The organism is Streptomyces sp. NPDC050759, from assembly GCF_044456945.1.
Lineage (GTDB): Bacteria > Actinomycetota > Actinomycetes > Streptomycetales > Streptomycetaceae > Streptomyces.
Map to the genome: position 1 here is coordinate 270,196 of NZ_JBITGI010000001.1, position 23,833 is coordinate 294,028.

Genomic DNA, 23,833 nt, shown 5'->3' on the forward strand with positions numbered 1-23,833 from the left:
CCTTGCGATGACGGCTCTGTGGGTCCGACCCCGCGCGACCGTATCGCCGCCGTAAGCCTTACAGCAATAGTCCTGAAACAGATGGAAAGAACTTTCAGTGATTCCCTGTGAACTGCTCAGCAGTTGGACTTGCCCGCGTAGATCGCCAGTGCCGTGTTGGACCCGAGCGTGGCCGTGAACTGACCGTTGGAGCCGACCGTCACGCTCGTGTTGTTCTGCACGTTGCAGTACGTCCCGGCGGGCAGCGAGGTCTGATAGGTCCGGCTCAGGCTGCCGGACTCGTGGTTGATGGCGACGTAGCCCTTGGCGCCCCGCCCGAAGGCGATCGCGTCGCCGCCGTTGTCCCACCAGTTGGTGACCGGCTCACCGCGGGTGGCGTTGCGGAAGGCGACCATGCGGATGATCTCCGGCCAGGCGTGCTGGCACTTCCAGCCGTCCCGCCAACAGGCGTTCATCTGGCCGCCGTTGGGCGGTCCGGCGTCCGTGTCGGACCATTCGTACCCGGAGTTGATGTCCGGGGCGCCGTACGGGTAGGCGAGCATGAAGACGTTGGCAAGCGTGTAGTTGGCGCCGTCCTTGTAGTTCAGGGTGCTGCCGTTGCGCTCGGTGTCGTGGTTGTCGACGAAGACGCCGGCCACCGAGCTGTTCATATAGCCCCAGCCCTCGCCGTAGTTCTTCAGATAGGCGAGGTTCTCGTTGTTGAAGACGCGCTTGAGGTCGTAGGCGTAGCGGAACTCCTGGACGTCCCCGTTGCCCGTGTACTCGGTGGGCTGGACGGCCTCCCCGCTGCCGTAGATGACCTCCTGCTTCCAGTAGACGGAGGGGTTCGTCAGACGCGACTTGATGTTCGCGAGGTCGGCGGTGTCGATGTGCTTGGCCGCGTCGATGCGGAAGCCGTCGACGCCGAGGGTGAGAAGGTCGTTCAGGTAACCGGCGATGGTCTTGCGCACGTACTCCTCGCCGGTGTCGAGGTCGGCGAGGCCGACGAGTTCGCAGTGCTGGACGTTCCAGCGGTCCTGGTAGTTGCCGACCCGGGCGGTGCAGTCGTCGAAGTCGTAGGAGGAGTACAGGCCCGGGTAGTCGTACTTCGTGTACGACGAGCCGCCCGTGCCGGTGCCGCTGCCCGCCGACATGTGGTTGACGACCGTGTCGACGACCACCTTCACGCCGGCCGCGTGGCACGTGCCGACCATGTTCTGGAACGCCGTGCGGTCACCGAGCCGCCCGGCGATCTTGTAGCTGACCGGCTGGTACGACGTCCACCACTGCGAGCCCTGGATGTGCTCGGCGGGCGGGGAGACCTGGACGTAGCCATATCCGGCGGGACCGAGGGTGTTGGTGCACTCCTTGGCGACGGAGGCGAAGTTCCACTCGAAGAGGACGGCGGTGACGTCCTTGGTGCCGGGCGGGGAGGCGTGGGCGGCCTGGGGGGCCAGCACGGCCGCCGCGGCGAACGCGGCGGCCGTGGCGACAGCGGATGCGGTCCGTCTCGATATCACGTGGGGGTTCTCCTTGCCTGACGGCCAGGCGTCTTTGCCCGGCGCCGGCGAGAACGTACCGCTGGCGAAATGTTTACAGCAAGACTCTTGAAAGCAGAAGAAAGAACTTTCACCTCCTCTGCTCAGCGCTGACTGGCGGGCTTGCCCGGCAGCTCGCCGCGACTGCCCCGGCAGGAGTAGACGATCTCCACCGACCCGCCGGGCAGGGCGCGTTGGCTCTGGAAGGTCAGTCCGGTCTCGGGGCTGAGCGCGGGGGTCAGCTGCATGCCGCCGCCGAACAGCAGGGGCAGGACGACCAGTTCGAGGCGGTCGAGAGCGCCGAGGGCGTGGAAGGTGCCGATCGTGCGCGGGCCGCCGATGAGGTGGACGTCGCCGCCCCGGTTGGCCGCGCGGAGTTTGTCCAGCAGCCGTACCGGGTCGCTGTCGGTGGTGACGTGGTCCGGGGTGCCCTCCGGGCGGTGCGAGCCGAGGACGAAGACGTCGAGGTCGGGCCACGGCCAGCGGCTGTTGGTCAGCGCGGGCTCGAAGGTCGTACGGCCCATGAGCGCGGCCTCGCAGTCGGCCAGGAACTCCCGGATGCCGTGGCTCTGGCCGGAGACGAACGACGGGTCGGCGGTCAGTGCGGGCCAGCCGTTAGGCGTGGTCACGTAGCCGTCGGCACTCATGCTCAGGCGGGCGCGGATCTGCATGGTCTCTCCTCGGGTGCGGGGCGCTGTTCGCCCTTCCACCCAAGCGTCGATCGCGGGTTCCGCCGATCGACACGCCCGACAAAAAATCACCGGGCCCCCGTGCGGGCCCGGTGATCCCTGCCTGTGCTCAGGCCGTCGTCCACCACACCGTGGTGTCGGCCGGCACCTTCGCCTCGCCGTCGACCTCGGCCACCTCGCCGCTCGCGAGGAGCAGACGGCCGTACGCCGGAGTCGTCACGGCCTCACCGCCAGTGTTCGCGACGCAGACGAACTCGCCGCGCCGGAAGGCGAGAACGCCCTCGGGCGCCCGGAGCCACTCCACCTCGTCGCCGGCCCCCAGGCCGGGCTGGGCGCGGCGGACGGCGAGGGCCGTGCGGTACAGCTCCAGGGTGGAGTCGGGGTCGCCGGTCTGCGCCTGAACGCTCAGCTCCGCCCACTCCGACGGCTGGGGCAGCCAGCTGCCGCCCGCGCCGAAGCCGTACGACGATCCCTCGCGCGTCCATGGGATCGGCACCCGGCAGCCGTCGCGGAAGCCGTCCTGGCCGGCGCCGCGGAAGTACGCCGGATCCTGGCGGTCCTCGTCGGCCAGGTCGACGACGTCCGGGAGGCCGAGCTCCTCGCCCTGGTAGATGTACGCCGATCCCGGCAGGGCCAGCATCAGCAGCGTGGCGGCGCGGGCCCGGCGCAGGCCCAGGTCCCGGTCGCCCGCCGTGCGGATCTGGGTGCCGAGGCCGGGCGGGTTGGCGAAGCGGGTGGCGTGCCGGGTCACGTCGTGGTTGGAGAGCACCCAGGTGGCCGGGGCGCCGACCGGACGCATCGCCTCCAGCGTGCGGTCGATGACCTCGCGCAGCTCCTCGGCGTCCCATGCGGTGCTCAGGTACTGGAAGTTGAAGGCCTGGTGGAGCTCGTCGGGCCGGACGTAGTTCGCGGTGCGCTCGATGGTCGGGGTCCAGGCCTCGGCGACGAAGATCCTCTCGCCGGGGTATTCGTCGAGGATCAGCCGCCACTGGCGGTAGATCTCGTGGACGCCGTCCTGGTCGAAGAACGGCATGACATCGTTGCCCAGGAGCTTCACCTGGTCGTGGGATCCCAGGTCGGGCAGGCCTTCCGCCTTCACCAGGCCGTGTGCCACGTCGATGCGGAAGCCGTCCACGCCCATGTCGAGCCAGAAGCGCAGGATCGAGCGGAACTCGTCGCCGACGGCGGGGTGGTCCCAGTTGAAGTCGGGCTGCTCGGGGGCGAAGAGGTGCAGGTACCACTCGCCGTCCGCGACGCGCGTCCAGGCGGGGCCGCCGAAGATCGACTCCCAGTCGTTGGGCGGGAGTTCGCCGTTCGCGCCCTTGCCGGGCCGGAAGTGGTAGCGGTCCCGGAGCGGCGACCCCGGGCCCTCGGCGACCGCCCGCTTGAACCACTCGTGCTGGTCGGAGGAGTGGTTGGGCACCAGGTCGACGATGATCCTGAGGCCCAGTCCGCGGGCGTCGCGGATCAGCGCGTCGGCGTCCAGGAGGTTGCCGAACATGGGGTCCACGGCCCGGTAGTCGGCCACGTCGTAGCCGGCGTCGGCCTGCGGGGACGCGTAGAAGGGGCTGAGCCACACGGCGTCCACGCCGAGGTCGCGCAGGTACGGCAGTCGGGTGCGGATGCCCTCCAGGTCGCCCATGCCGTCACCGTTGCTGTCGGCGAAGCTGCGCGGATAGACCTGGTAGATCACCGCGTCCCGCCACCAGTCGCTGCGCTGGGCTTTGGCGGGGGTCGATGCCGGGGCGGTGGCGTAGTGCTGCTGGCTCATGGCGTCCTTGAAACGTAAGGGGGTCATGGGGTCGTCAAGTGGCGAGGCGGCCGCGGTGACAGCGGGGTCGGATGGACACTGCGGCCGCCTCGGGTATGGGGGCGGTGGGCAAGTTGGTATCGTGCGGCGCCGTCGTGGCTGGTCGCGCAGTTCCCCGCGCCCCTGAGGGGCGCTGTCGAACCGGCGTCAGCCCTTCGTGCCGCCCGCGGTGAGGCCGGTCACCAGGTTCTTCTGCACGAGGTAGAAGAACACGGACACCGGTATCGCGATCAGCACCGCCGTCGCGGCCATCAGGTTCCGCTGGGCGTCGTGCTCGCTCACGAAGCTCTGCAGACCGACCGCGAACGTGTACTTCGTGTCGGACAGCATGAACGTCGAGGCGAACGCGACCTCACCGAACGCGGTGAGGAAGCTGTAGAAGGCGGCGACCGCGAGCCCCGGCTTGGCGAGCGGCAGGATCAGCCGCGCGAACGTGCCGAAGGGGGTCAGCCCGTCGACGCGTCCGGCCTCGTCGATCTCGAACGGGATGGTGTCGAAGTAGCCCTTCAGCAGCCACGCACAGTACGGCACCGCCGTCGAGCAGTACACGAGGACGAGTCCAAGATAGGTGTCGATGAGCTGGAGGTCCGAGAGCATCTGGTACATCGGCACCATGAGTACGGCTACCGGGAACATCTGCGTGACCAGGAGCACCCACATGAACTTCCGGTAGCCCGGAAAGCGCATTCGGGACACGGCGTACCCGGTGGTCGCGGCGATCAGCACGCCGATCACCGTGGTGCCGAGCGAGACGATCAGCGAGCTCTTCAGCCAGTCGAAGAACGCCGTGTGCTGGAGGACGAACGAGTAGTTGTCGAACGTCATCTTCTTCCAGATGCCGCCCGGGTGGAGGTAGTCGTCCTTGTCCGGGCCGAGGGACAGGAAGACCAGCCAGAGGATCGGGAACAGCGCGATCAGGCTCGCGACGATCAGGATGCCGTGCGAGACGAGGGAGCCGGCGAGGCTCTGGTCACCGCGGCGGCGGATCCGTCCGGGTGCCTGCGCGGGGGCGGTCCTGGACACCGTGGCGGAGCTCTCAGCTGTGGTCGTACTCATGGGGACTCCTGCCTCAGATCGCGAGCTGCTGGTCATTGCGGTTCAGCCAGCGGCGGTAGAAGGAGGTGAAGACGATCAGTATGGCCAGCAGCAGGATGCCGTACGCGGCCGACTGGGCGAAGTCACGCGGCTGCTGTCCGAAGCCCAGGTAGTACGCCCAGGTGACGAGGATCTGCGCGTCCGGCGCGGTGTTGCCGAACAGCAGGAAGATCACGGCGAACTGGTTGAACGTCCAGATGATGCCGAGCAGGACGACGGTGGAGCTGACGCTCCTGAGTCCCGGCAGGGTGACGTACCGGAACCGCTGCCAGGCGCTCGCGCCGTCCATCTCGGCGGCCTCGTAGAGGGAGGCGTCGATGGACTGGAGTCCGCCGAGCAGCGAGACCATCATGAACGGCACACCGCACCAGGTGTTGACCATGATCGCGGCGAACCGCTGCCAGAACGTGTCCTCCAGCCATGCCGGACTCGGCAGGTGGAGGGCGTCCAGCACGGTGTTGATGATGCCGCCGTCGGCGAGCATGAAACGCCAGCCGAAGACGGTGACGAAGGTCGGCACGGCCCAGGGCAGCACCAGGATCAGCCGGTACAGCGTCCGTCCCCGCAGCTTCTGGTTGAGCAGCAGTGCGAGGCCGAGGCCGATGCAGTAGTGGAGGGCGACGCACAGGGCCGTCCAGACGATCGTCCAGATGAAGTGCGACCAGAAGCGGTCGTAGGCGGTGTCGCCCCAGAGGATGTCGGCGTAGTTGTCGAGGCCGATGAACTTGTAGGTGGCGTCGATGTGATTGACGCCGATCGTGCGGGCCGTGTTGAGGCTGTTGGCGTCGGTGAGCGTGAGGTAGACGCCGTAGACCAGGGGATAGAGCACGAGGACACCGAGGACGACCGCCACCGGGGTGATCATCGCGTAGGCGTACCAGTGCTTCTGGTAGCTCTGTTTCAGGCGTTGGCCCGGCCCGGGCCGCGGCGCGCGGTCACCGTGGCGTTTGCCGGTGGCGCGGTCGATGGCGACTGTCATGTTCGACACCTTCTGGAAGTTCTGCGGCTCTGAGAAGTGGCTGGGCCGAGCGGCCGGCCACTGTGGCCGGGCACAGGCCGGTGGCCGCCGGATCTCTCCCCCCATGCACGGGAGATCCGGCGGCCACACGGGCTCACTTGCTGAAGTCCGGCACCAGCTTGGCGATCGCGACCTCGGCGTTGCTCAGGCCCTTGTCCAGGGACTCCTTGCCGCCGGCGACCTTGGGCAGCTCGATGTCCAGCGGGCCCCACAGGGAGCTGTACTCGGGCAGGGCCGGGCGGGGCTGGGCGGCGGCGAGGACCGTGCCGTAGCCGGCGATGCCCGGATCGGCCTTGACCTCGGTCGTGTAGGCGTCGTCACGGGTGGGCAGCGTGGAGTTCTTCAGCGCGATGGTCGACTGGGACTTCGCGGAGGTCATGAAGTTGACGAACTTCAGCGCGGCCTTCTGGTGGGCGGAGTCCGAACCGGCGTAGACCGAGAGGTTGTGGCCGCCGGTCGGGGCGCCCGCCTTGCCGGTGGAACCGGCCGGGACGGTGGCGATGCCGAGGTTGTTCTTGTCGGCGAAGGCCGAGCCCTTGTAGAAGTTGGTGATCTCCCACGGGCCCTGGATGATCGCGGCGACCTTGCCGTTGACGAACGCGTCCTGGATGTGGGCGTAGGCGTCGGCGGTGGTGTCGGCCTTGTGCAGGCCCTTGCCGGAGAAGAGGCTCAGCCAGGTGGCGTAGCCCTTCTTGGCGGCGTCCGAGTTCACCGTGATCTTCTTGGCGGCGGCGTCGACGGTGTCGGTGCCCTCGCCGTAGAGGAAGGTCTGGGCGTAGTAGGCCTGGGTGGAGCCCCAGTAGCCGTCGACGCCGGTCTTGGACTTGATCGTGGCGGCGGCGGCCTTCAGGTCGTCCCAGGTCTTGGGGGCCTGGACGCCGGCCTTCTCGAAGAGCTGCTTGTTGTAGACCAGGGCCAGGGTGTCGGTGACCAGCGGGACGCCGTAGACCTTGCCGTCGTACTTGGCCTGCTCGATCAGGTTCGGCTTGAACTTGGCCTGGTCGGCGAGCGCCTCGGTGCCGTCGAGGGGCAGAAAATAGCCCTTCTTGGCGAAGGCCGGGGTCCAGCCGACCTCGGAGCGCAGCACGTCCGGGGCACCGCTCGCGCCGGCCGCGGTGTCGAACTTGTTCTGCGCCTGGTCGAACTGGACGTTGACGTACTTGACCTTGACGTCCTTGTTGGCGGCCTCGAAGTCCTTGATCAGGGCCTTGTACGTCGGCGCCTCATTGGTGGCGTTGGAGGTGTCCCACCAGGTGATGGTCACCGGACCGTCGGCCTTGTCGCCGCTGTCACTTCCGCCGCAGGCCGTCGCCGCGAGGGCGAAAGACGCCACCAGCGCTGTGGCCGCTATGCCACGCCGCATGAGTTCTCCTTGAGGGTGAAAGCCCGTGTGCTGCGGGGAGGGGTCCCGTCTGCCCTCCCCGTCTGCCGACTGCGCCTTTGCGGCCGCCGGGCGAGTGGGAACGTAACAGCGATGCAAGGCTTGCGAAAGAGCTTGCAGCAAAAAAGTGCAAGAGACTGCGGAAGTTACCCCGTCGTGATCCCTCGTCGACCGTCACGAGACCCTTCTTTTACGGGGCTGAGCGGGACAATTACCGGGTGTGCAAGACTCTGCAAGCTCTTGCCATCCCCGTCCCGGGCGGGAATCATCCCCTTGCGGGACAAGGGGCGCCGATCAGAACAGAGGGACCGCGATGACGATACGGCCGGTACAGTCCGGTGCCGTGACCACACGGCTAGCCGACATCGCTGTTCAGGCGGGGGTGAGCGAAGCGACCGTCAGCCGCGTCCTCAACGGGAAGCCGGGTGTCGCCGCCACCACCCGCCAGTCCGTGCTGGCCGCACTCGACGTGCTGGGCTACGAACGCCCGGTCCGGCTGCGGCAGCGCAGCGAGGGCCTGGTGGGCCTGATCACCCCGGAGCTGGAGAACCCGATATTCCCGGCCCTGGCCCAGGTGATCGGCCAGGCGCTGACCCGCCAGGGCTACACCCCGGTCCTCGCCACCCAGACCCCGGGCGGCTCCACGGAGGACGAGCTCACGGAGATGCTCGTCGACCGGGGCGTGGCGGGCATCATCTTCGTCTCCGGACTGCACGCGGACACCTCCGCGGACATGCAGCGTTACGAGCAGCTGCGGGCGCAGGGCGTGCCGTACGTGCTCGTGGACGGGTTCTCGCCGAAGGTGCAGGCGCCGTTCATCTCCCCCGACGACCGCGCGGCGATGTCGCTGGCGGTGACGCACCTGGTGTCGCTGGGGCACCAGCGGATCGGCCTCGCCCTCGGCCCGAAGCGCTTCGTGCCGGTCCAGCGCAAGATCGAGGGCTTCGTCCGCACCATGCAGGACCTGCTCGGGCTGGCCGCGGCGACCGTCGAGGAGGACCTCGTCCAGCACTCGCTGTACACCCTGGAGGGCGGACAGGCGGCCGCCGCCGCTCTCATCGACCGTGACTGCACGGCGGTGGTGTGCGCGAGCGACATGATGGCGCTGGGCGCGATACGGGCGGCCCGGCAGCGGGGGCTGGACGTGCCGCGGGACGTCTCGGTCGTGGGTTTCGACGACTCCCCGCTGATCGCCTTCACCGACCCGCCGCTGACGACGATCCGCAAGCCGGTGCCGGCCATGGGGCAGGCGGCGGTACGGACGTTGCTGGAGGAGATCGGCGGAACGCCCGCGCCGCACAGCGAGTTCGTGTTCATGCCGGAGCTGGTGGTGCGGGGTTCGACGGCTTCGGCACCCGGGGATCGCACTCGTCCGTAGGGCGGAGACGCCGGGCGTTCACCCGTGCGCTGGTAGGAGAACGGGACAGTCTTCCCGTCGTAGGACATGCGACCCGAACCCGACCGCGGGATGATCGGTGGGGTAAGGCATTTCTGGCAGACTTTGTGTCTATGGGTGACTCGACCGTGACCAGCCTGGAAGACCGCGGGACCGCGGCCGCTCCGGACTCCCTCACGGCCGCGGACCGGCCGGGTCTCCTCCGCCGCCTGCGCACCCCGCGCCGCCCGCGCCTCTGGTTCGAGATCCTGCTGATCGCGGTGAGTTACTGGACGTACTCGCTGGTTCGCAACGCGGTGCCGGAGCAGCGGACGGAGGCGCTGCGCAACGCCGACTGGATCTGGCGGATGGAGCACCATCTGGGGATCGCGGTCGAGGAGTCCGTCAACCACGCGGTGAACTCCGTGACTTGGCTCGTCGTCGGCATGAACTACTACTACGCGACGCTGCACTTCATCGTGACGCTGAGCGTCCTGGTCTGGCTCTACCGCAGCCATCCCGGCCGTTACGCGGCGACGCGTCTGGTGCTCTTCGCGACCACGGGTGTGGCGCTGGTCGGTTACTACCTGTATCCGCTCGCGCCCCCGCGGTTGATGAACGGCAGCCACTTCGTCGACACGGTCATGGTCCACCAGACCTGGGGCTCGATGGCCTCCGGCGACCTGAAGCACATGTCCAACCAGTACGCCGCGATGCCTTCCATGCACATCGGCTGGTCCGTGTGGTGCGGCCTGACGATCTTCGCACTGGCGTCGGTGCCGTGGGTACGCGTCCTGGGCCTCCTCTACCCGACGGCGACGCTCCTGGTCATCGTCGCCACCGCCAACCACTTCTGGCTCGACGCGGTCGGCGGCATCCTGTGCCTGCTGTTCGGCTTCCTGGTGGCGCGGGTCTGGTACGGGGCGCTGCCGTACGCGTTGCCGAAAGTGATACCGCCGAAGGCGAAGGCCACTGCGCGGCCTGTCAGGGCCTAGCCGCCGCTCCGCCAGACACCGTGCGCCCCGTGTCTACGTCCGGGGCGCTCCCCCAGAACGCGCGGTGCTCCCACTCGCCGCACCGGACGCCGCGGCCCGTGAATGCCTAGCCAGTGCCCTGGCCGTCACCGTGCGCCCCGTCGCGGCCCCCGGCACGCTCCACCCGAGGCGGTGACCCACTCGTCGCACCGCGCGCCGCTCCCCGACAGGCCGCACGCCACGGCCCGCCCATGCCTGGCCAGTACCCCGGCCGACACCGCGCGCCCCGTCGCGACGCCCGGCACGCTCCACCCGAGGCGGTGCCCCACTCGCCGCTCCCCCACGGGCAGGCGCTGTCCGCCCGGGCACTAGCCGACGGCCGCCTCCCGCAGTGCCTCGACGAACGCCTCGAGTGCCGGTTGCGGCAGTGCGGTCTCGCGTACGGCCGCGTGGATCGACCGGGACGGCTCCGGGGCCTGGATCTGCCGTACCGCCACGTCCGGATGGCGGCCCCCGAGCCCGAGCCGCGGGATCAGGGTCACCCCGAGTCCCGCCGCCACGAAGCCCTGTGCCGTGGCGTAGTCCTCGCTGTCCACGACGAAGCGCGGGCGGAACCCTGCCGTGGCACAGGCGGTGAGCTGGGCCTCGAGGCAGGGGCCGGGCCACTCGCTGCCGACCCAGGGTTCGTCGGCCAGGTCGGTCAGGTGGATCGATCGGCGGGCCGCGAGGGGATGCGCCGCGGGGAGCACGGCCAGGTACGGGTCGTCGAGCAGATGCAGCAGTCGTACGCCGTCCTCGTCCGACGGTCCCACCACCAGCGCCAGGTCCGCCCGCCCCTCCCGCACGTCCGGCAGCGGGTCGGGTCCCGTCAGCTTCAGATCGATCTGGACGCCGGGGTGTTCGGCCCGCAGCCGCGCCACCGCGGGGGCGACCAGACGGGCTCCGGCCGTGGCGAAGTAGCGCACCGAGAGCCGGCCCGTGCGGCCCGCGAGGAGGTCCCCGAGGGCCGTCTCCGCCTCGGCGACCTGCCGGCCGATCGCGTCCGCGTACTCCGTGAGCAGCAGTCCGGCTGCCGTGGGCCGCACACCCCGCCCGACCCGTTCGAGGAGCTCGGTCCCGGCCTCCTTCTCCAGTGCGGCCACTTGCTGGCTGATCGCGGAGGGCGTGTAGCCGAGCCGGGCCGCGGCCGCCGTCACGGAGCCGTTGCTCACCACGGCCGCGAGCATCTGCATCCGTCGCACATCAAGCATGTACCCCAGCTTAATGATGACTCCAGGATCTTTCACTTGTCCTGATGGGTCTGGTCGGGGACGGTGGATCACATGTCCCCCGCCTCCACTCTCCGTATGGCTGCCCTCGCCCTCCTCTGGGGATCCGGCTTCCTCTGGATCAAGCTCGCCCTCGACCACGGTCTCTCCCCCGCCCAGATCACGATCGCGCGGTGCGTGCTGGGCACGGCCGTGCTGTTCCTCCTGGCCCGCGCGGCCGGTCAGCGGCTGCCCCGCTCCCGCTCCACCTGGGGCCACCTGGTCGTCGCCGCCCTGTTCTGCAACGCCGTCCCCTTCGCCCTGTTCGCGGTCGGTGAGCAGAGCGTCGACTCCGGCGTCGCGGGCGTCCTGAACGCGACGACCCCGCTGTGGTCCCTGCTGATCGGCGTCCTACTCGGCACCGACCGCGGCCTGCGCCCCCTACGGCTGACCGGCCTGCTCCTCGGCTTCGCAGGTACCGTGCTGATCTTCGCCCCCTGGCACCGCTCGGGTCTGCTGACCTGGGGCGCCCTGGCCCTCCTGGCCGCCGCCGCGAGCTACGCCGTGGCCTTCGCGTACATGGCCCGCAAACTCACGTCCGGGCAGGCCCCGTTGGCGTACTCCGCCGCCCAACTCCTCATGGCGACGGCGTGGACCACGCTGTCGGTGCCGGTAGCGGGCCCGGTGGACACCGACCTCATCGGGCTGGGAGCGCTGACGGCCCTGGGCGTCCTGGGCACCGGCGTGACCTTCTACCTCAACTACCGCCTGATCGCCGACGAGGGCCCGGTGACGGCGGCAACGGTCGGCTACCTGCTGCCGGTCGTCTCGGTGACCCTGGGCGCGGTACTGCTGGACGAGCGGGTGGGGTTGCGGGTGCTCATCGGCATGGCGATCGTGCTGACGGGCGTGGCCCTGACGCGCCCCAAAGGGGCGCGGGGAACTGCGCGAGCAACCACAACGGCGCCGCACCCGAAAACCGAACCCCACTACGCCCCGTAGAACAACTCCTCCACCACACCCCGAGCCCGCCGAGCAGTCCGCCGATAGTCATCCAGCATGTCCCCCACATGCCCCGCCTCATACCCCAAGTACCGCCCCACCGCGGCAAGTTCCCGCGTCTCGGACGGAAACGTGTCCCCGGCCCGCCCCCGCACCAGCATCACCGCGTTCCGCACCCGCGTAGCCAGCACCCACGCCTCGTCGAGCACCTGGGTGTCCTCCGCGGAGATCAGCCCGGCCCCGCGCGCAGCGGAAAGCGCCGCACGGGTGCGAGTCGTCCGCAGCCCCGGCTCCCCCGCACCGTGCCGCATCTGGAGCAGCTGGACCGTCCACTCGACGTCGGACAGCCCGCCGGGCCCGAGCTTGGTGTGCAGCTTGGGGTCGGCGCCGCGAGGCATCCGCTCGGACTCCATGCGCGCCTTCAGCCGCCGGATCTCGCGTACGGCGTCGTCGCCGAGGCCCGCCGTCGGATAGCGTAGGGGGTCGATCAGTTCGACGAACCGGCGGCCCAACTCCTCGTCCCCGGCGACCGGTTCGGCCCGCAGCAGGGCCTGTGACTCCCAGACCAGCGACCAGCGGCGGTAGTAGGCCGCGTACGACGTCAACGTGCGCACCAGCGGCCCGGACTTGCCCTCCGGGCGCAGGCCGGCGTCGATGAGCAGCGGGGGGTCGGCGCTCGGGATCTGGAGCAGGCGGCGCATCTCGGAGACGACCTTGTTGGCAGCCTCGGAGGCCACCCGCTCCTCGACGCCCTCGCGCGGCTCGTGCACGAACAGGACGTCCGCGTCGGAGCCGTAGCCGAGTTCGTGACCGCCGAAGCGGCCCATGCCGATGACGGCGAACCGGGTGGGCAGGGTGTCGCCCCAGCCCTCCCGGACGACCGCGCGCAGAGTGCCGGCGAGGGTCGCGGCGGTCAGGTCGGACACGGCGGCGCCGACGCGCTCCACCAGGGCGCCCTGGTCCGGCTCGGCGGGCTGGGTCTCGGTGCCGTAGGAGCCGACGATGTCCGCGGCGGCCGTACGGAAGAGTTCGCGGCGGCGGACGCCACGGGCCGCCGTGACGCCCTGGACGGCGCCGTCCGCGCGGCCGACCGCGGAGAGTATCTCCTGCTCGAGACCGGCCCGGCCGCGCGGAGCCAGTCCGCCGCCGTCGCCGTCCCCGAGGAGCGCCACGGCTTCGGGTGCGCGCATCAGCAGGTCGGGGGCGAGGCGCCCGGCGGACAGGACCCGTGCGAGGTTCTCGGCGGCGGCGCCCTCGTCCCTCAACAGCCGTAGGTACCAAGGGGTCTTGCCCAACGCGTCCGACACCTTGCGGAAGTTGAGCAGTCCGGCGTCCGGGTCGGCGGACTCGGCGAACCAGCCCAGCAGGACCGGAAGGAGCGTGCGCTGGATGGCGGCCTTGCGGCTGACGCCGGAGGCCAGGGCCTCCAGGTGCCGCAGGGCGGAGGCCGGGTCGGCGTATCCGAGCGCGACCAGCCGCTCGCGCGCCGCGCCGGCGCTCAACTTGATCTCGCCGGGGCCGAGTTGGGCCACGGCGTCCAGCAGCGGCCGGTAGAAGAGCTTCTCGTGCAGTCGTCGTACGACGGAGGCGTGCCGCTTCCACTCGCGGTTCAGCTCGGTCACCGGGTCGGCGCGCAGGCCCAGGGAGCGGCCGAGGCGGCGCAGGTCGGCCTCGTCCTCGGGGACCAGGTGGGTGCGGCGCAGCCGGTAGAGCTGGATGCGGTGCTCCATGGAACGCAGGAAGCGGTAGGCCTCGTCGAGCTGTGCCGCGTCGGTACGGCCGACGTAGCCGCCGGCGGCGAGGGCCTGCAGGGCGTCGAGGGTGGTGCCGCTGCGCAGCGAACGGTCCTCGCGGCCGTGCACCAACTGCAGGAGCTGTACGGCGAATTCGACGTCCCTGAGCCCACCGGGGCCGAGCTTCAGTTGCCGGTCCAGCTCGGCGACGGGGATGTTCTCCACGACCCGGCGCCGCATCTTCTGCACGTCGGCGACGAAGTTCTCGCGCTCGGCGGCCTTCCAGACCAGGGGTTCGAGGGCGGCGACGTACTCCTCGCCCAGCTCGAGGTCGCCGGCGACCGGGCGGGCCTTGAGGAGGGCCTGGAACTCCCAGGTCTTGGCCCAGCGCTGGTAGTAGGCGAGGTGGCTGGCGAGGGTGCGCACCAGCGGGCCGTTTCTCCCCTCGGGCCGCAGGTTGGCGTCGACGGGCCAGATGGACCCCTCGACGGTGGTCTCGGAGCAGATCCGCATCATGTGCGAGGCGAGCTTGGTGGCGGCGCGCAGGGCCTTGCCCTCGTCGGCCCCGTCGACGGCTTCACCGACGAAGATCACGTCCACGTCGGAGACGTAGTTCAGCTCGTGGCCCCCGCACTTGCCCATCGCGATCACCGCGAGCCGGCACAGCGCGGCGTCATCGGGTGCGGCCGCCCGCGCTATGGCGAGCGCGGCGCGCAGGGTCGCGGTGGCGAGGTCGGCGAGTTCGGCGGCGGTCTCGGCGAGGTCGGTGGTGCCGCACACGTCACGGGCGGCGATCGACAGCAGACAGCGGCGGTAGGCGACGCGCAGGGCGACGGGGTCGGTGGCCTCGGCGAGCCCGCGTTGGAACTCCTCGACGCCGGGGTGCAGATCGCGCGGCTCGTAGGTGACGAGGGCGTGCCAGTCGCCGGGGTGCCGGACGAGATGCTCGGCGAGCGCGGCGGACGCGCCGAGCACCCCGAGCAGCCGGTCCCGCAACGGCTTCGCCGCTATCACGGTGTCGAGCAGCTCCCGGTCGGGCTGCGCCTCCAGGAGCCGTACGAGACCGTGCAGGGCGAGGTCGGGGTCGGCGGTCGCGCCGAGCGCCTCCAGCAGCACCGGATCATTGCGTACGCCGCTCAGCTCCGCGCTGTCCAGCAGCCGCTCGGCGGCCGACGGATCGGTGAAACCGTGCCGCAGAAGCCGCGTGAAGGTACTGCTCCTGCGCCCCGGCGCCGCCGTCATCCCCGGCCTCCCGTCCGATCAAGGTCGTATCGATTGAGCGTAACCGGAGAGTTGGGGATGAGCGCCGGGGAGCGGATGGGGGTTTGTGGGTGCGGGTCTCGGCGGGGGGCGCGGGCGGGTGATCCTGGGTGGGGGTTTCGGCTGGGCGGGGGCGATGGTCATCCCGGGCGGACGTCCCGGCGGGGCACGCCCGACTGGTTCCCGACCCAGCGCCCCCGCAGGGCCACGCACGGCGGACTCCCGCCGGGGGCCCCGGCGCGGGCGCGTCAGCGGATCACCAGCACCCTGGTCGGCCGGGACGGGTCCGTGAGGATCTTGTCGCCCGGCAGGCGGCCCTGGGCGGGACTGCCGTCGGTGGGTGGCAGCTCGGCCACCGGGGCCGTGCGGCCGGCGACCGGTATCTCGATCGACCGCACGGTGCCCCGGTGCCCACCGCCGGGCATGGAGACGTACTGAACGTCGAGGCACCGCTCGCGCAGCCGCGCGAGGACCTCCGGGACGGCCGCGCCCGACGCGAGCTCCGGGAGGACCACGTACCGGTTCACGGCTGGGTCGACGCCCTCGCACGCGCGGTCGTCCGGCGGGGGCGTGACCTGTCCGGGCCGGCTCCCGCGCGGTCCGGACAGGGTGAGGTGGGTGCGTCCCACGGCGCCTGCCTTCGTGGCGTCGACGCGGATCGTGTCGCGGCGCAGCCACTGCACCGGGTGACCGTCGAGCTCGGCCAGCGCCCAGTCGCCGGTGTCGACGAGGTAGGCGCTCTCGATCGCGACGTCGTCCGGCGGCGGCAGCATGCGAACCGCGTCGCGTGCGGCCCGCTCCCCCGGCGGCCAGTGCCGCAGCACGACGAGCAGTTTGCCCGGGGGCCGGTCGAAGGGGTACGCGCGGCCGCCGGTCACCGTGCGGTCCCCGGCCCGGGTGACCGCCGTACGGGACGCGCCGGCGACCTGGATGTCACCGCGGGCGCCCAGCGTGAACCGTACGGACGAGAACGTGTCGTCGGCCTGTGCGTCGGTGGCGGTAGGCGTGGTCGACGCCTCGCAGCCGGTGGCCAGCAGGGCGAGGGCCAGGGGGACCGCGCCCGCGACCAGGGTCGCCGGGCGGTGCGTACGGCCGTCATGGCGGTGCGGATGTGAGCGCATGGGCTGCCTCCGTGTCTGCGGGCGGCCGGACCGGTCACCCGAGACGAGCGTGCGCGCTTCCGGGCCAGTGGCCCATTCGTCATTTGGCGAATCCCGGGGTGGCCCGGACGGGTCGGGCGTAGCGTCGGTCCAGGCATCCGAATCGGCCCGGGGAGGCCGACATGACCCCACCCCACACCACTGCCGAGGCCCACCTGCGCCGCATGGCGGACGTGCTGCAGGAAGCCCGGCAGGATCTCGCGAGCGGTGGAGTGCCGCCGACGTGCCTGCTGCCGGCGCTCATGCGGCTGGTCTCGTGCGACGCCGCGAGCTTCAGCGAGCTGGACATCTCCACCAGGAGACAGCTCAACGCGCAGGAGATAGGCGACGAGGACGCGGACCTCGACATGGACGCGTACTGGCGCTGGCGGCACCAGCATACCCAGTGCACCCAGGTCTCTCGGCCGCACGACACTCCCGAGACGACACAGATGGCCGACTTCCGCTCGGTCCGCGAGCTGCGGAGACTCCCCATCTACACGGAGTTCCTCGCCCCGCACCCGACCATCGCGGCCATCGCCCTGCCGACCGCGCCGAACCGCACCCGGGTCTTCCAGCTCTTCCGGGAGGACGGGAAGGCCTTCACCGACCACGAGATGACGACGCTGCGGATGCTGGCCCCGCACCTGTACGAGCTCTACAAGGACGCCGCCCGCCGCCGCAGGCAGCCCGTCCGCCTCACCCACCGCGAACTGGACGTGCTGCGCTGCGTGGCCCTCGGCATGGGCACGGCGCAGATCGCCGCACAACTCGTCGTGTCCCCCAGCACCGTTCGCAAGCATCTGGAGAACGCCTTCGGCAGACTGGGAGTGTCGAGCCGGACCGCCGCGGTGGCCCGGGTGTTCCCCGAGCCGGAGGCTCTGTGATGACCGAGCAGGAACCCGAGACGCATCTCGACCCCCGCTACAGCGACCCCGACGCGACGGCGCACTCCTGGGCCGACGCCGAGTCGCTGCTGGCCGCCGCCGAACTGTTCTGGATCTCGACGGTACGACCCGACGGGCGCCCGCACGTCACGCCGTTGCCCGCCGTGTGGGCGCACGGGGCGCTGCACTTCTGCACCGGCCCCGAGGAGCGCAAGGCGAAGAACCTCGCGCACAACGCGCACGTGACGCTGACGACCGGCACCAACATCTGGGACAAGGGCTACGACCTGGTGGTGGAGGGCGAGGCGGTGCGGGTGTCCGACGACACCCGTCTCCGGGAGCTGGCCGCCGCATGGGAGGCGAAGTACGGCGACTTCTGGCGCTTCGAGGTGAGGGACGGCTACTTCCATCACGGGCCCGGACATGCCGTCGTGTATGCGGTGGCGCCGCGCACGGTTTTCGGCTTCGGTAAGGGACAGCCGTTCAGCCAGACGCGGTGGCGCTTCTGAGAACGGCCCGAACGGCCCTCCGTACTGACGTCGACAAGGGAGTCACGCCATGGACATGAGCCTCGAAGTCATCCTGCTGCCGGTCACGGACGTGGATCGCGCCAAGGAGTTCTACCGCGACAAGGTCGGCTTCCACGTGGACCTGGACGGCGAGGTGATGGAGGGCGTCCGCATCGTCCAGCTCACCCCGCCCGGCTCCGGCTGTTCCATCGCCCTCGTGGACGGCCTCCAGGTCCCGACGGGAACCCCGCAGCCCGGGACGTATCACGGCATGCAACTGTGCGTGACGGACGCGAAGGCGGCGTACGAGGAACTCACCTCCCGCGGCCTCGACGTGAGCGAACCGGTCCAGTTCGCCCCGCAGGACGGCGCCACCTTCATGTACTTCAAGGACCCGGACGGCAACGGCTGGGCGATCCAGGAGTACAAGCGCCGCGAGACGGAGCCCCTGCACCAGGTACTGGCCCAGCTGGCGGCGCGGTAGCAACGCCGAAGGGGGCGCGGTCCGCCGCGCCCCCTTCGGCAGGAACCGTTAAAGCACCGGCAGATTCTTCCGCAGCTCGAACGCGGTGACCTCGCTGCGGTACTCCTCCCACTCCTGGCGCTTGTTGCGCAAGAAGAAGTCGAAGACGTGCTCGCCCAGGGTCTCGGCGACCAGGTCGCTGCGTTCCATCAGGGTGAGGGCCTCGCCCAGGTTCTGGGGCAGGGGCTCGATGCCCATGGCGCGGCGCTCGGAGTTGGAGAGGGCCCAGACGTCGTCCTCGGCGCCCGGCGGGAGCTCGTAGCCCTCCTCGACGCCCTTGAGGCCGGCGGCCAGGAGCAGGGCGTACGCCAGGTACGGGTTGGCGCCGGAGTCGATGGAGCGGACCTCGATGCGGGCAGAGCCGGTCTTGCCGGGCTTGTACATCGGGACGCGGACCAGGGCGGAGCGGTTGTTGTGGCCCCAGCAGATGTACGAGGGGGCCTCGCCGCCGGCGCCCGCGGTGCGCTCCGAGCCGCCCCAGATGCGCTTGTACGAGTTCACCCACTGGTTCGTCACGGCGGCGATCTCCGCCGCGTGCTTGAGCAGGCCCGCGATGAAGGAGCGGCCGACCTTGGAGAGCTGGTACTCCGCGCCCGACTCGTAGAACGCGTTGCGGTCGCCCTCGAAGAGGGAGAGGTGCGTGTGCATGCCACTGCCGGGGTGCTCGGAGAACGGCTTCGGCATGAAGGTCGCCTGGACGCCCTGCTCCAGCGCCACCTGCTTCATGACCAGGCGGAACGTCATGATGTTGTCCGCCGTGGAGAGCGCGTCGGCGTAGCGGAGGTCGATCTCCTGCTGGCCGGGGGCGCCCTCGTGGTGGGAGAACTCGACCGAGATGCCCATCGACTCCAGCATGGTGATCGCCTGGCGGCGGAAGTCCATGCCGATGTTCTGGGGGGTGTGGTCGAAGTAGCCGGAGTTGTCGGCCGGGGTGGGGCGCGAGCCGTCCAGCGGGCGGTCCTTCAGCAGGAAGAACTCGATCTCCGGGTGGGTGTAGAACGTGAAGCCCAGGTCGGAGGTGCGGGCCAGAGCGCGCTTCAGCACATACCTGGGGTCCGCGAAGGACGGGGAGCCGTCCGGCATGAGGATGTCGCAGAACATCCGGGCCGTACCGGGGGCCTCGGCCCGCCACGGCAGGACCTGGAAGGTCGACGGGTCCGGCTTGGCGATCATGTCGGACTCGTATACGCGGGCGAAGCCCTCGATCGCGGAGCCGTCGAACCCGATTCCCTCGTCGAAGGCCTGCTCCAGCTCCGCCGGGGCCACGGCCACGGACTTGAGGAAGCCCAGCACGTCCGTGAACCACAGACGTACGAACCGGATGTCGCGTTCCTCCAAGGTCCGGAGCACGAACTCCTGCTGCTTGTCCATCTTCCGCTTCCCCATCCTTGCTGGTCAGGCCGCCTGTCTCCGTGTCCCGCAGGAGGCGGTCGGGCACCTGAGCATCACACCACAGCAGCATTTCGTGCGCGTTGCCGACCTTGATCGTCCCGGCGACCCGGGAGTGAACGCCTCACGTGCGGCGGATGTACTGCTCTGCCGCCCATCTTGCCTGCTCGGACCGACATACGTAATGCCCGGCCCTTCCCGTCTCGCCCCGCGCCCGGGTTTCCTGTGGGCTCCCTGCGAGAAGTCACCCCCGCCCCACTACGATCAGCAGACCGATCGTCACCGTCCGACCCGCCCCTTTCCCCCAGAAGGACACACCTCATGGGTTCCGCCAAGAAGAACACCGCCTCGGCACGCAAGGCGCGCATAGAGGAGATGCGGCGCGCCGAACAGGCCAGAGAGCGCCGCAACCGGATCCTCACCATCGCCGCGAGCGTGGTCGTCGTCGCCGGTCTGGTCGTGGGCGGCATCGTGCTGGTGCAGTCCCAGTCCGACGACGGCACGGCGGCCGACGGCAAGGGAAAGGGTCACTTCGTCACGGGCTCGGACGGTGTGAAGACCTGGAAGGGCACGCTGGGCCGCAACCATGTCGCCAAGACGGTGGACTACCCGATGGAGCCGCCGGTCGGCGGTGACCACAACCAGGTCTGGATGAACTGCAACGGCGACGTCTACACCAAGGCGCTCAACAACATGAACGCCGTGCACTCGCTGGAGCACGGCGCGGTCTGGGTGACGTACACCGCCAAGGCCAAGAAGGCCGACATCGAGGCGCTCGCGGCGAAGGTGAAGAAGACGCCGTACACGCTGATGAGCCCCGACGACCAGCAGAAGGACCCGATCATGCTGTCGGCGTGGGGCCACCAGCGGACGGTGACGGGGGCGAGCGACCCGAACGTCGACAAGTTCTTCGAGAAGTTCGTGCAGGGCGCGCAGACGCCCGAGCCGGGCGCGGCGTGCACGAGCGGTCTGTCGCAGTGAGGTCCGCGGGAGTGGCCGTGGCCGTGGCGGGCGTGCTCGTCGCGGCCGGCGCGATCACCTACGCCGTGGCCGAGGACGACGGCTCGGCCGACACTCCGTCCGCCGGGTCCGCGGACGCCGGTTTCGCGCGTGACATGGCCGTACACCACCAGCAGGCCGTCGAGATGTCGTACATCGTGCGCGACCACACCAAGGACGTCGAGGTGCGGCGGCTCGCCTACGACATCGCGCAGACGCAGGCCAACCAGCGCGGGATGCTGCTGGGCTGGCTGGATCTGTGGGAGCTGCCGAAGGTGTCGGCGGATCCGCCGATGACGTGGATGGACATGGGTGACATGCCGTCGGCGGGCGAGGGTTCGCTGATGCCGGGCATGGCGACCGACAGCGAGATGAAGAAGCTGGGCACGCTGAACGGCAAGCAGGCCGAGATCTTCTATCTGCAGTTGATGACGGACCATCACCGGGGCGGCATCCACATGGCGAAGGGCTGTGTCGAGCGGTGCACGGTCGGTGTGGAGAAGCGGCTCGCGCAGGGGATGGTCGACGCACAGCAGTCGGAGATCGACCTGATGGCGGGCATGTTGGAGGAGCGGGGCGCGAAAGCGCGTTCCTAGAGGGTCACATGGGGTTATCCCTCGGTTTCCGCAGCGTCTTGATCCTCAAATGGCTTTGTCATTAGGTTAATTGGGCTCTTCTTGGGATTCGCATTCCCCTGGCATGAACGGTTCATCGAAAGAGTGACGACGGTCGAGTGATCACTCGCGACGAACCGCACAGGGGGTTCCATGAGATCCAATCGCGCCAAGGTGCGCGCCGGAGTGAGCATGGCGGCGACACTGCCCATGCTCGCGGGCGCGCTGGCGCTCGGCATACCCGCGGCCCACGCCGCGGACAGCCCGAACCGGGACACGCTGGCCGGGACCAAGCCCGCGTGGGCCACGGCCAAGGCCGACAAGGGCGCCACCGCGGACAGTTCCAAGGTCTCCGCCCGGGTCTACCTCGCAGGCAAGGACGCCACCGGGCTCGCCGCCTACGCGAAGTCCGTGGCCGACCCGAGCTCGGCGTCGTACGGCAAGTACCTGAGCGCGCAGCAGGCGAAGCAGCGTTTCGGCGCCACCGCCGCCCAGGTCGCTGCCGTCAAGTCCTGGCTGACGTCCGCCGGACTGAAGGTCACGGACGTCACCGAGCACTACGTCGCCGTCAGCGGTGACGTGGCCGCCGTCGAGAAGGCCTTCGGGACCCAGCTGCACAACTACACCAAGGGCTCGAAGACCTACCACGCCCCGGCCAAGGCCGCCTCCGCGCCGGCCGCCCTCGACGGTGCCGTCCTGACCGTCACGGGCCTGGACAACGCGCCGCACAAGGCGAGCAGCAAGGACCAACTGCCGCCGCCGGACGCCGTGTTCAAGAACGCCGGGCCGTTCTCCTCGTACTACGGCTCGAACACCGCGAGCACGCTGCCCACGGCCTACGGCTCGAAGGTCCCGTACGCGATCAAGGGCTACACCGGCAAGCAGCTGCGCGCCGCCTACGGCGCGGGCACGTACACCGGCAAGGGAGTGCGCGTCGCCATCACCGACGCCTACGCCTCCCCGACCATCGCCTTCGACGCGGCCACGTACGCGAAGAAGAACGGCGACGCGGCCTACTCCAGCGGCCAGCTGAAGCAGGTCCTGCCGAAGAACTACACGAAGACCGAGGAGTGCGGGGCGGCCGGCTGGTACGGCGAGGAGACCCTCGACGTCGAGGCCGTGCACGCGGTCGCGCCGGACGCGAACATCACGTACGTGGGCGCCGCGTCCTGCTACGACGACGATCTGCTCGACTCGCTCAGCAAGGTCGTCGACAACCACCTGGCCGACATCGTCTCCAACTCGTGGGGCGACATCGAGGCCAACCAGACGCCGGATCTCGCGGCCGCCTACGACCAGGTCTTCCAGTTCGGCGCGGTCGAGGGCATCGGCTTCTACTTCTCCTCCGGTGACAACGGCGACGAGGTCGCCAACACCGGGACGAAGCAGGTCGACACCCCGGCCAACTCGGCGTGGGTGACGGCGGTCGGCGGTACCTCGCTCGCCGTCGGCAAGGGCGACAAGTACCTGTGGGAGACCGGCTGGGGCACCGAGAAGGCCGTGCTGTCCGCGGACGGCAAGAGCTGGACCAACTTCCCCGGCGCGTTCACCTCCGGTGCGGGCGGCGGCACCAGCAAGACGGTCGCCGAGCCCTTCTACCAGAAGGGTGTCGTCCCGAACGCGCTCGCCACGGCCAACAACGCCGCCGGCAACCGTGTCGTCCCGGACATCTCCGCGATCGCCGACCCCAACACCGGTTTCCTGGTGGGGCAGACGCAGACCTTCCCCGACGGCTCGCAGCAGTACAGCGAGTACCGCATCGGCGGCACGTCGCTGGCCTCGCCGGTGATCGCGGCCGTGCAGGCGCTCTCCCAGCAGGCGCGGGGCGGCAAGGCGATCGGCTTCGCCAACCCGTCGATCTACGCGAAGTACGGCTCGAAGGTCTTCCACGACGTCACGGACAACCCCACGGGGTCCGGACTCGCGGTGGCCCGCACCGACTTCGTCAACGGCTATGACGCCAGCGGTGGTCTGACCGTCTCGGTCCGCAGCCTCGGCAAGGACAGCTCGCTGTCCGCGGTGAAGGGATACGACGACGTCACCGGCGTGGGTACGCCCGCGAACGGTTACGTGCAGTCGTTCGGCCGGCACTGATCCGGACGCGCGTCCACAGGGGCCCGGTCCCGAAGGTGAGAACCCTCGGGGCCGGGCCCTCGCGCGTGTCCCGCCCGGCTAGCTTCCCGACACGCGGTCCGCTCGCCCGCGGCGGCCGGCCATCACGTGGATCACGCAGCCCGCCACCAGCACGAGCGCCCCGGCGACGAGGAACGGAACCGGCGTGTACTCGTCGGTGCAGGACTGCCCGCCCGGCACCGCGTGGCACACCTCCCCCGGACCGCCCCGGTTCAGGTACGCGAGGTAGAACAGCGGCAGGGCCACTCCCGAGACGCCGCCCACGACAGCGCGTCCAGGACCCCTGCGGAGCAGGAACACCGCGGCCACCGCGGCGAGTACGACGAAGACCACGCCCACCGTCAGGATCGCCGCGAGGCCGATGCCGGCGCACGCTCCCACCAGGAGCCAGGCCAGGAACCAGCCCCATCCCGCCGCACGGCCCGGGCCGTCGTCCCGCGTGCCGCTCATACCACTTATGCCGGTCATGCCGCTCATTGAAGGCAAGGCCAAGACCATCCGGCAAGGGGCGGGGCCCAGCCCCCTCCCCTATCGCGTCG

20 protein-coding genes are annotated in these 23,833 nt (G+C 70.0%); 9 read left to right on the forward strand and 11 right to left on the reverse strand.

All coding sequences use genetic code 11. The features are described 5' to 3' along the window. Positions 1 to 116: 116 nt before the first annotated feature. The 6 genes from ACIBJB_RS01225 to ACIBJB_RS01250 all read right to left on the reverse strand — a co-directional run bounded on the left by ACIBJB_RS01225 (position 117) and on the right by ACIBJB_RS01250 (position 7,492). A complete protein-coding gene (locus tag ACIBJB_RS01225; protein WP_398926795.1) occupies positions 117 to 1,496 on the reverse strand; it encodes an alpha-amylase family protein in 1,380 nt (459 codons plus the stop codon). Between the two features lie 125 nt (positions 1,497 to 1,621). Continuing rightward, entirely contained in the window at positions 1,622 to 2,188 is a 567-nt protein-coding gene (locus ACIBJB_RS01230; RefSeq protein WP_398925240.1) for a dihydrofolate reductase family protein, read from the reverse strand. A 127-nt stretch (positions 2,189 to 2,315) separates the two neighbouring features. Continuing rightward, positions 2,316 to 3,977: a glycoside hydrolase family 13 protein gene (locus ACIBJB_RS01235; RefSeq protein ID WP_398925242.1), complete on the reverse strand. Its 1,662-nt coding sequence runs from the start codon at positions 3,975 to 3,977 to the stop codon at positions 2,316 to 2,318. 186 nt (positions 3,978 to 4,163) lie between these two features. Next, positions 4,164 to 5,072, reverse strand: coding sequence for a sugar ABC transporter permease (locus ACIBJB_RS01240; protein ID WP_398925244.1), 909 nt, complete (start codon positions 5,070 to 5,072; stop codon positions 4,164 to 4,166). Between the two features lie 13 nt (positions 5,073 to 5,085). Beyond that, on the reverse strand, positions 5,086 to 6,090 hold the full coding sequence (locus tag ACIBJB_RS01245; RefSeq protein ID WP_398925246.1) for a carbohydrate ABC transporter permease: 1,005 nt from the start codon (positions 6,088 to 6,090) through the stop codon (positions 5,086 to 5,088). Positions 6,091 to 6,223: 133 nt separating this feature from the next. Next, positions 6,224 to 7,492: an extracellular solute-binding protein gene (locus tag ACIBJB_RS01250; RefSeq protein ID WP_398925248.1), complete on the reverse strand. Its 1,269-nt coding sequence runs from the start codon at positions 7,490 to 7,492 to the stop codon at positions 6,224 to 6,226. A gap of 361 nt (positions 7,493 to 7,853) precedes the next feature. Between ACIBJB_RS01250 and ACIBJB_RS01255 the strand changes: the two genes are divergently transcribed. Then, positions 7,854 to 8,888, forward strand: coding sequence for a LacI family DNA-binding transcriptional regulator (locus ACIBJB_RS01255; protein ID WP_398925250.1), 1,035 nt, complete (start codon positions 7,854 to 7,856; stop codon positions 8,886 to 8,888). Positions 8,889 to 9,019: 131 nt separating this feature from the next. Further along, positions 9,020 to 9,880, forward strand: coding sequence for a phosphatase PAP2 family protein (locus ACIBJB_RS01260; RefSeq protein WP_398925252.1), 861 nt, complete (start codon positions 9,020 to 9,022; stop codon positions 9,878 to 9,880). 347 nt (positions 9,881 to 10,227) lie between these two features. Here the strand turns inward: ACIBJB_RS01260 and ACIBJB_RS01265 are convergent, their stop codons facing one another. Further along, positions 10,228 to 11,109, reverse strand: a complete 882-nt coding sequence (locus ACIBJB_RS01265) for a LysR family transcriptional regulator (RefSeq protein WP_398925254.1) — start codon at positions 11,107 to 11,109, stop codon at positions 10,228 to 10,230. A gap of 96 nt (positions 11,110 to 11,205) precedes the next feature. Between ACIBJB_RS01265 and ACIBJB_RS01270 the strand changes: the two genes are divergently transcribed. After that, entirely contained in the window at positions 11,206 to 12,108 is a 903-nt protein-coding gene (locus ACIBJB_RS01270) for a DMT family transporter (protein ID WP_398925255.1), read from the forward strand. On the opposite strand, the gene ACIBJB_RS01275 is transcribed toward ACIBJB_RS01270, so the two are convergent. Further along, positions 12,096 to 15,083 (reverse strand): bifunctional [glutamine synthetase] adenylyltransferase/[glutamine synthetase]-adenylyl-L-tyrosine phosphorylase, encoded by a 2,988-nt coding sequence (locus tag ACIBJB_RS01275; protein ID WP_398925257.1) that lies wholly within the window; start codon positions 15,081 to 15,083, stop codon positions 12,096 to 12,098. The genes ACIBJB_RS01270 and ACIBJB_RS01275 overlap by 13 nt on opposite strands. A 266-nt stretch (positions 15,084 to 15,349) precedes the next feature. Next, positions 15,350 to 16,222, reverse strand: a complete 873-nt coding sequence (locus ACIBJB_RS01280) for a hypothetical protein (RefSeq protein WP_398925259.1) — start codon at positions 16,220 to 16,222, stop codon at positions 15,350 to 15,352. A gap of 161 nt (positions 16,223 to 16,383) precedes the next feature. On the opposite strand from ACIBJB_RS01280, the gene ACIBJB_RS01285 reads away from it, so the two are divergent. Genes ACIBJB_RS01285 through ACIBJB_RS01295 form a run of 3 tightly spaced genes read left to right on the forward strand, consistent with a single transcriptional unit; the run spans position 16,384 to position 18,120 of the window. Next, on the forward strand, positions 16,384 to 17,127 hold the full coding sequence (locus tag ACIBJB_RS01285) for a LuxR C-terminal-related transcriptional regulator (RefSeq protein WP_398925261.1): 744 nt from the start codon (positions 16,384 to 16,386) through the stop codon (positions 17,125 to 17,127). Then, the gene (locus tag ACIBJB_RS01290; RefSeq protein WP_398925263.1) at positions 17,127 to 17,636 is read left to right on the forward strand and encodes a pyridoxamine 5'-phosphate oxidase family protein; all 510 of its coding nucleotides are present in this window, start codon (positions 17,127 to 17,129) and stop codon (positions 17,634 to 17,636) included. The genes ACIBJB_RS01285 and ACIBJB_RS01290 overlap by 1 nt, the downstream gene beginning before the upstream one ends. A gap of 49 nt (positions 17,637 to 17,685) precedes the next feature. Then, positions 17,686 to 18,120, forward strand: a complete 435-nt coding sequence (locus tag ACIBJB_RS01295) for a VOC family protein (RefSeq protein WP_398925265.1) — start codon at positions 17,686 to 17,688, stop codon at positions 18,118 to 18,120. Between the two features lie 48 nt (positions 18,121 to 18,168). On the opposite strand, the gene glnA is transcribed toward ACIBJB_RS01295, so the two are convergent. Beyond that, the gene (glnA, locus tag ACIBJB_RS01300; RefSeq protein WP_057611816.1) at positions 18,169 to 19,530 is read right to left on the reverse strand and encodes a type I glutamate--ammonia ligase; all 1,362 of its coding nucleotides are present in this window, start codon (positions 19,528 to 19,530) and stop codon (positions 18,169 to 18,171) included. A 339-nt stretch (positions 19,531 to 19,869) separates the two neighbouring features. On the opposite strand from glnA, the gene ACIBJB_RS01305 reads away from it, so the two are divergent. From ACIBJB_RS01305 to ACIBJB_RS01315, 3 genes are all read left to right on the forward strand, one after another. Next, positions 19,870 to 20,529 (forward strand): DUF3105 domain-containing protein, encoded by a 660-nt coding sequence (locus tag ACIBJB_RS01305; RefSeq protein WP_398925267.1) that lies wholly within the window; start codon positions 19,870 to 19,872, stop codon positions 20,527 to 20,529. Positions 20,530 to 20,540: 11 nt separating this feature from the next. Next, a complete protein-coding gene (locus ACIBJB_RS01310) occupies positions 20,541 to 21,143 on the forward strand; it encodes a DUF305 domain-containing protein (RefSeq protein WP_398925269.1) in 603 nt (200 codons plus the stop codon). Positions 21,144 to 21,314: 171 nt separating this feature from the next. Then, complete coding sequence (locus tag ACIBJB_RS01315) at positions 21,315 to 23,255, forward strand: protease pro-enzyme activation domain-containing protein (RefSeq protein WP_398925271.1); 1,941 nt, start codon at positions 21,315 to 21,317, stop codon at positions 23,253 to 23,255. 78 nt (positions 23,256 to 23,333) lie between these two features. On the opposite strand, the gene ACIBJB_RS01320 is transcribed toward ACIBJB_RS01315, so the two are convergent. Continuing rightward, positions 23,334 to 23,762: a hypothetical protein gene (locus ACIBJB_RS01320; RefSeq protein ID WP_398925273.1), complete on the reverse strand. Its 429-nt coding sequence runs from the start codon at positions 23,760 to 23,762 to the stop codon at positions 23,334 to 23,336. Positions 23,763 to 23,833 lie beyond the last annotated feature (71 nt).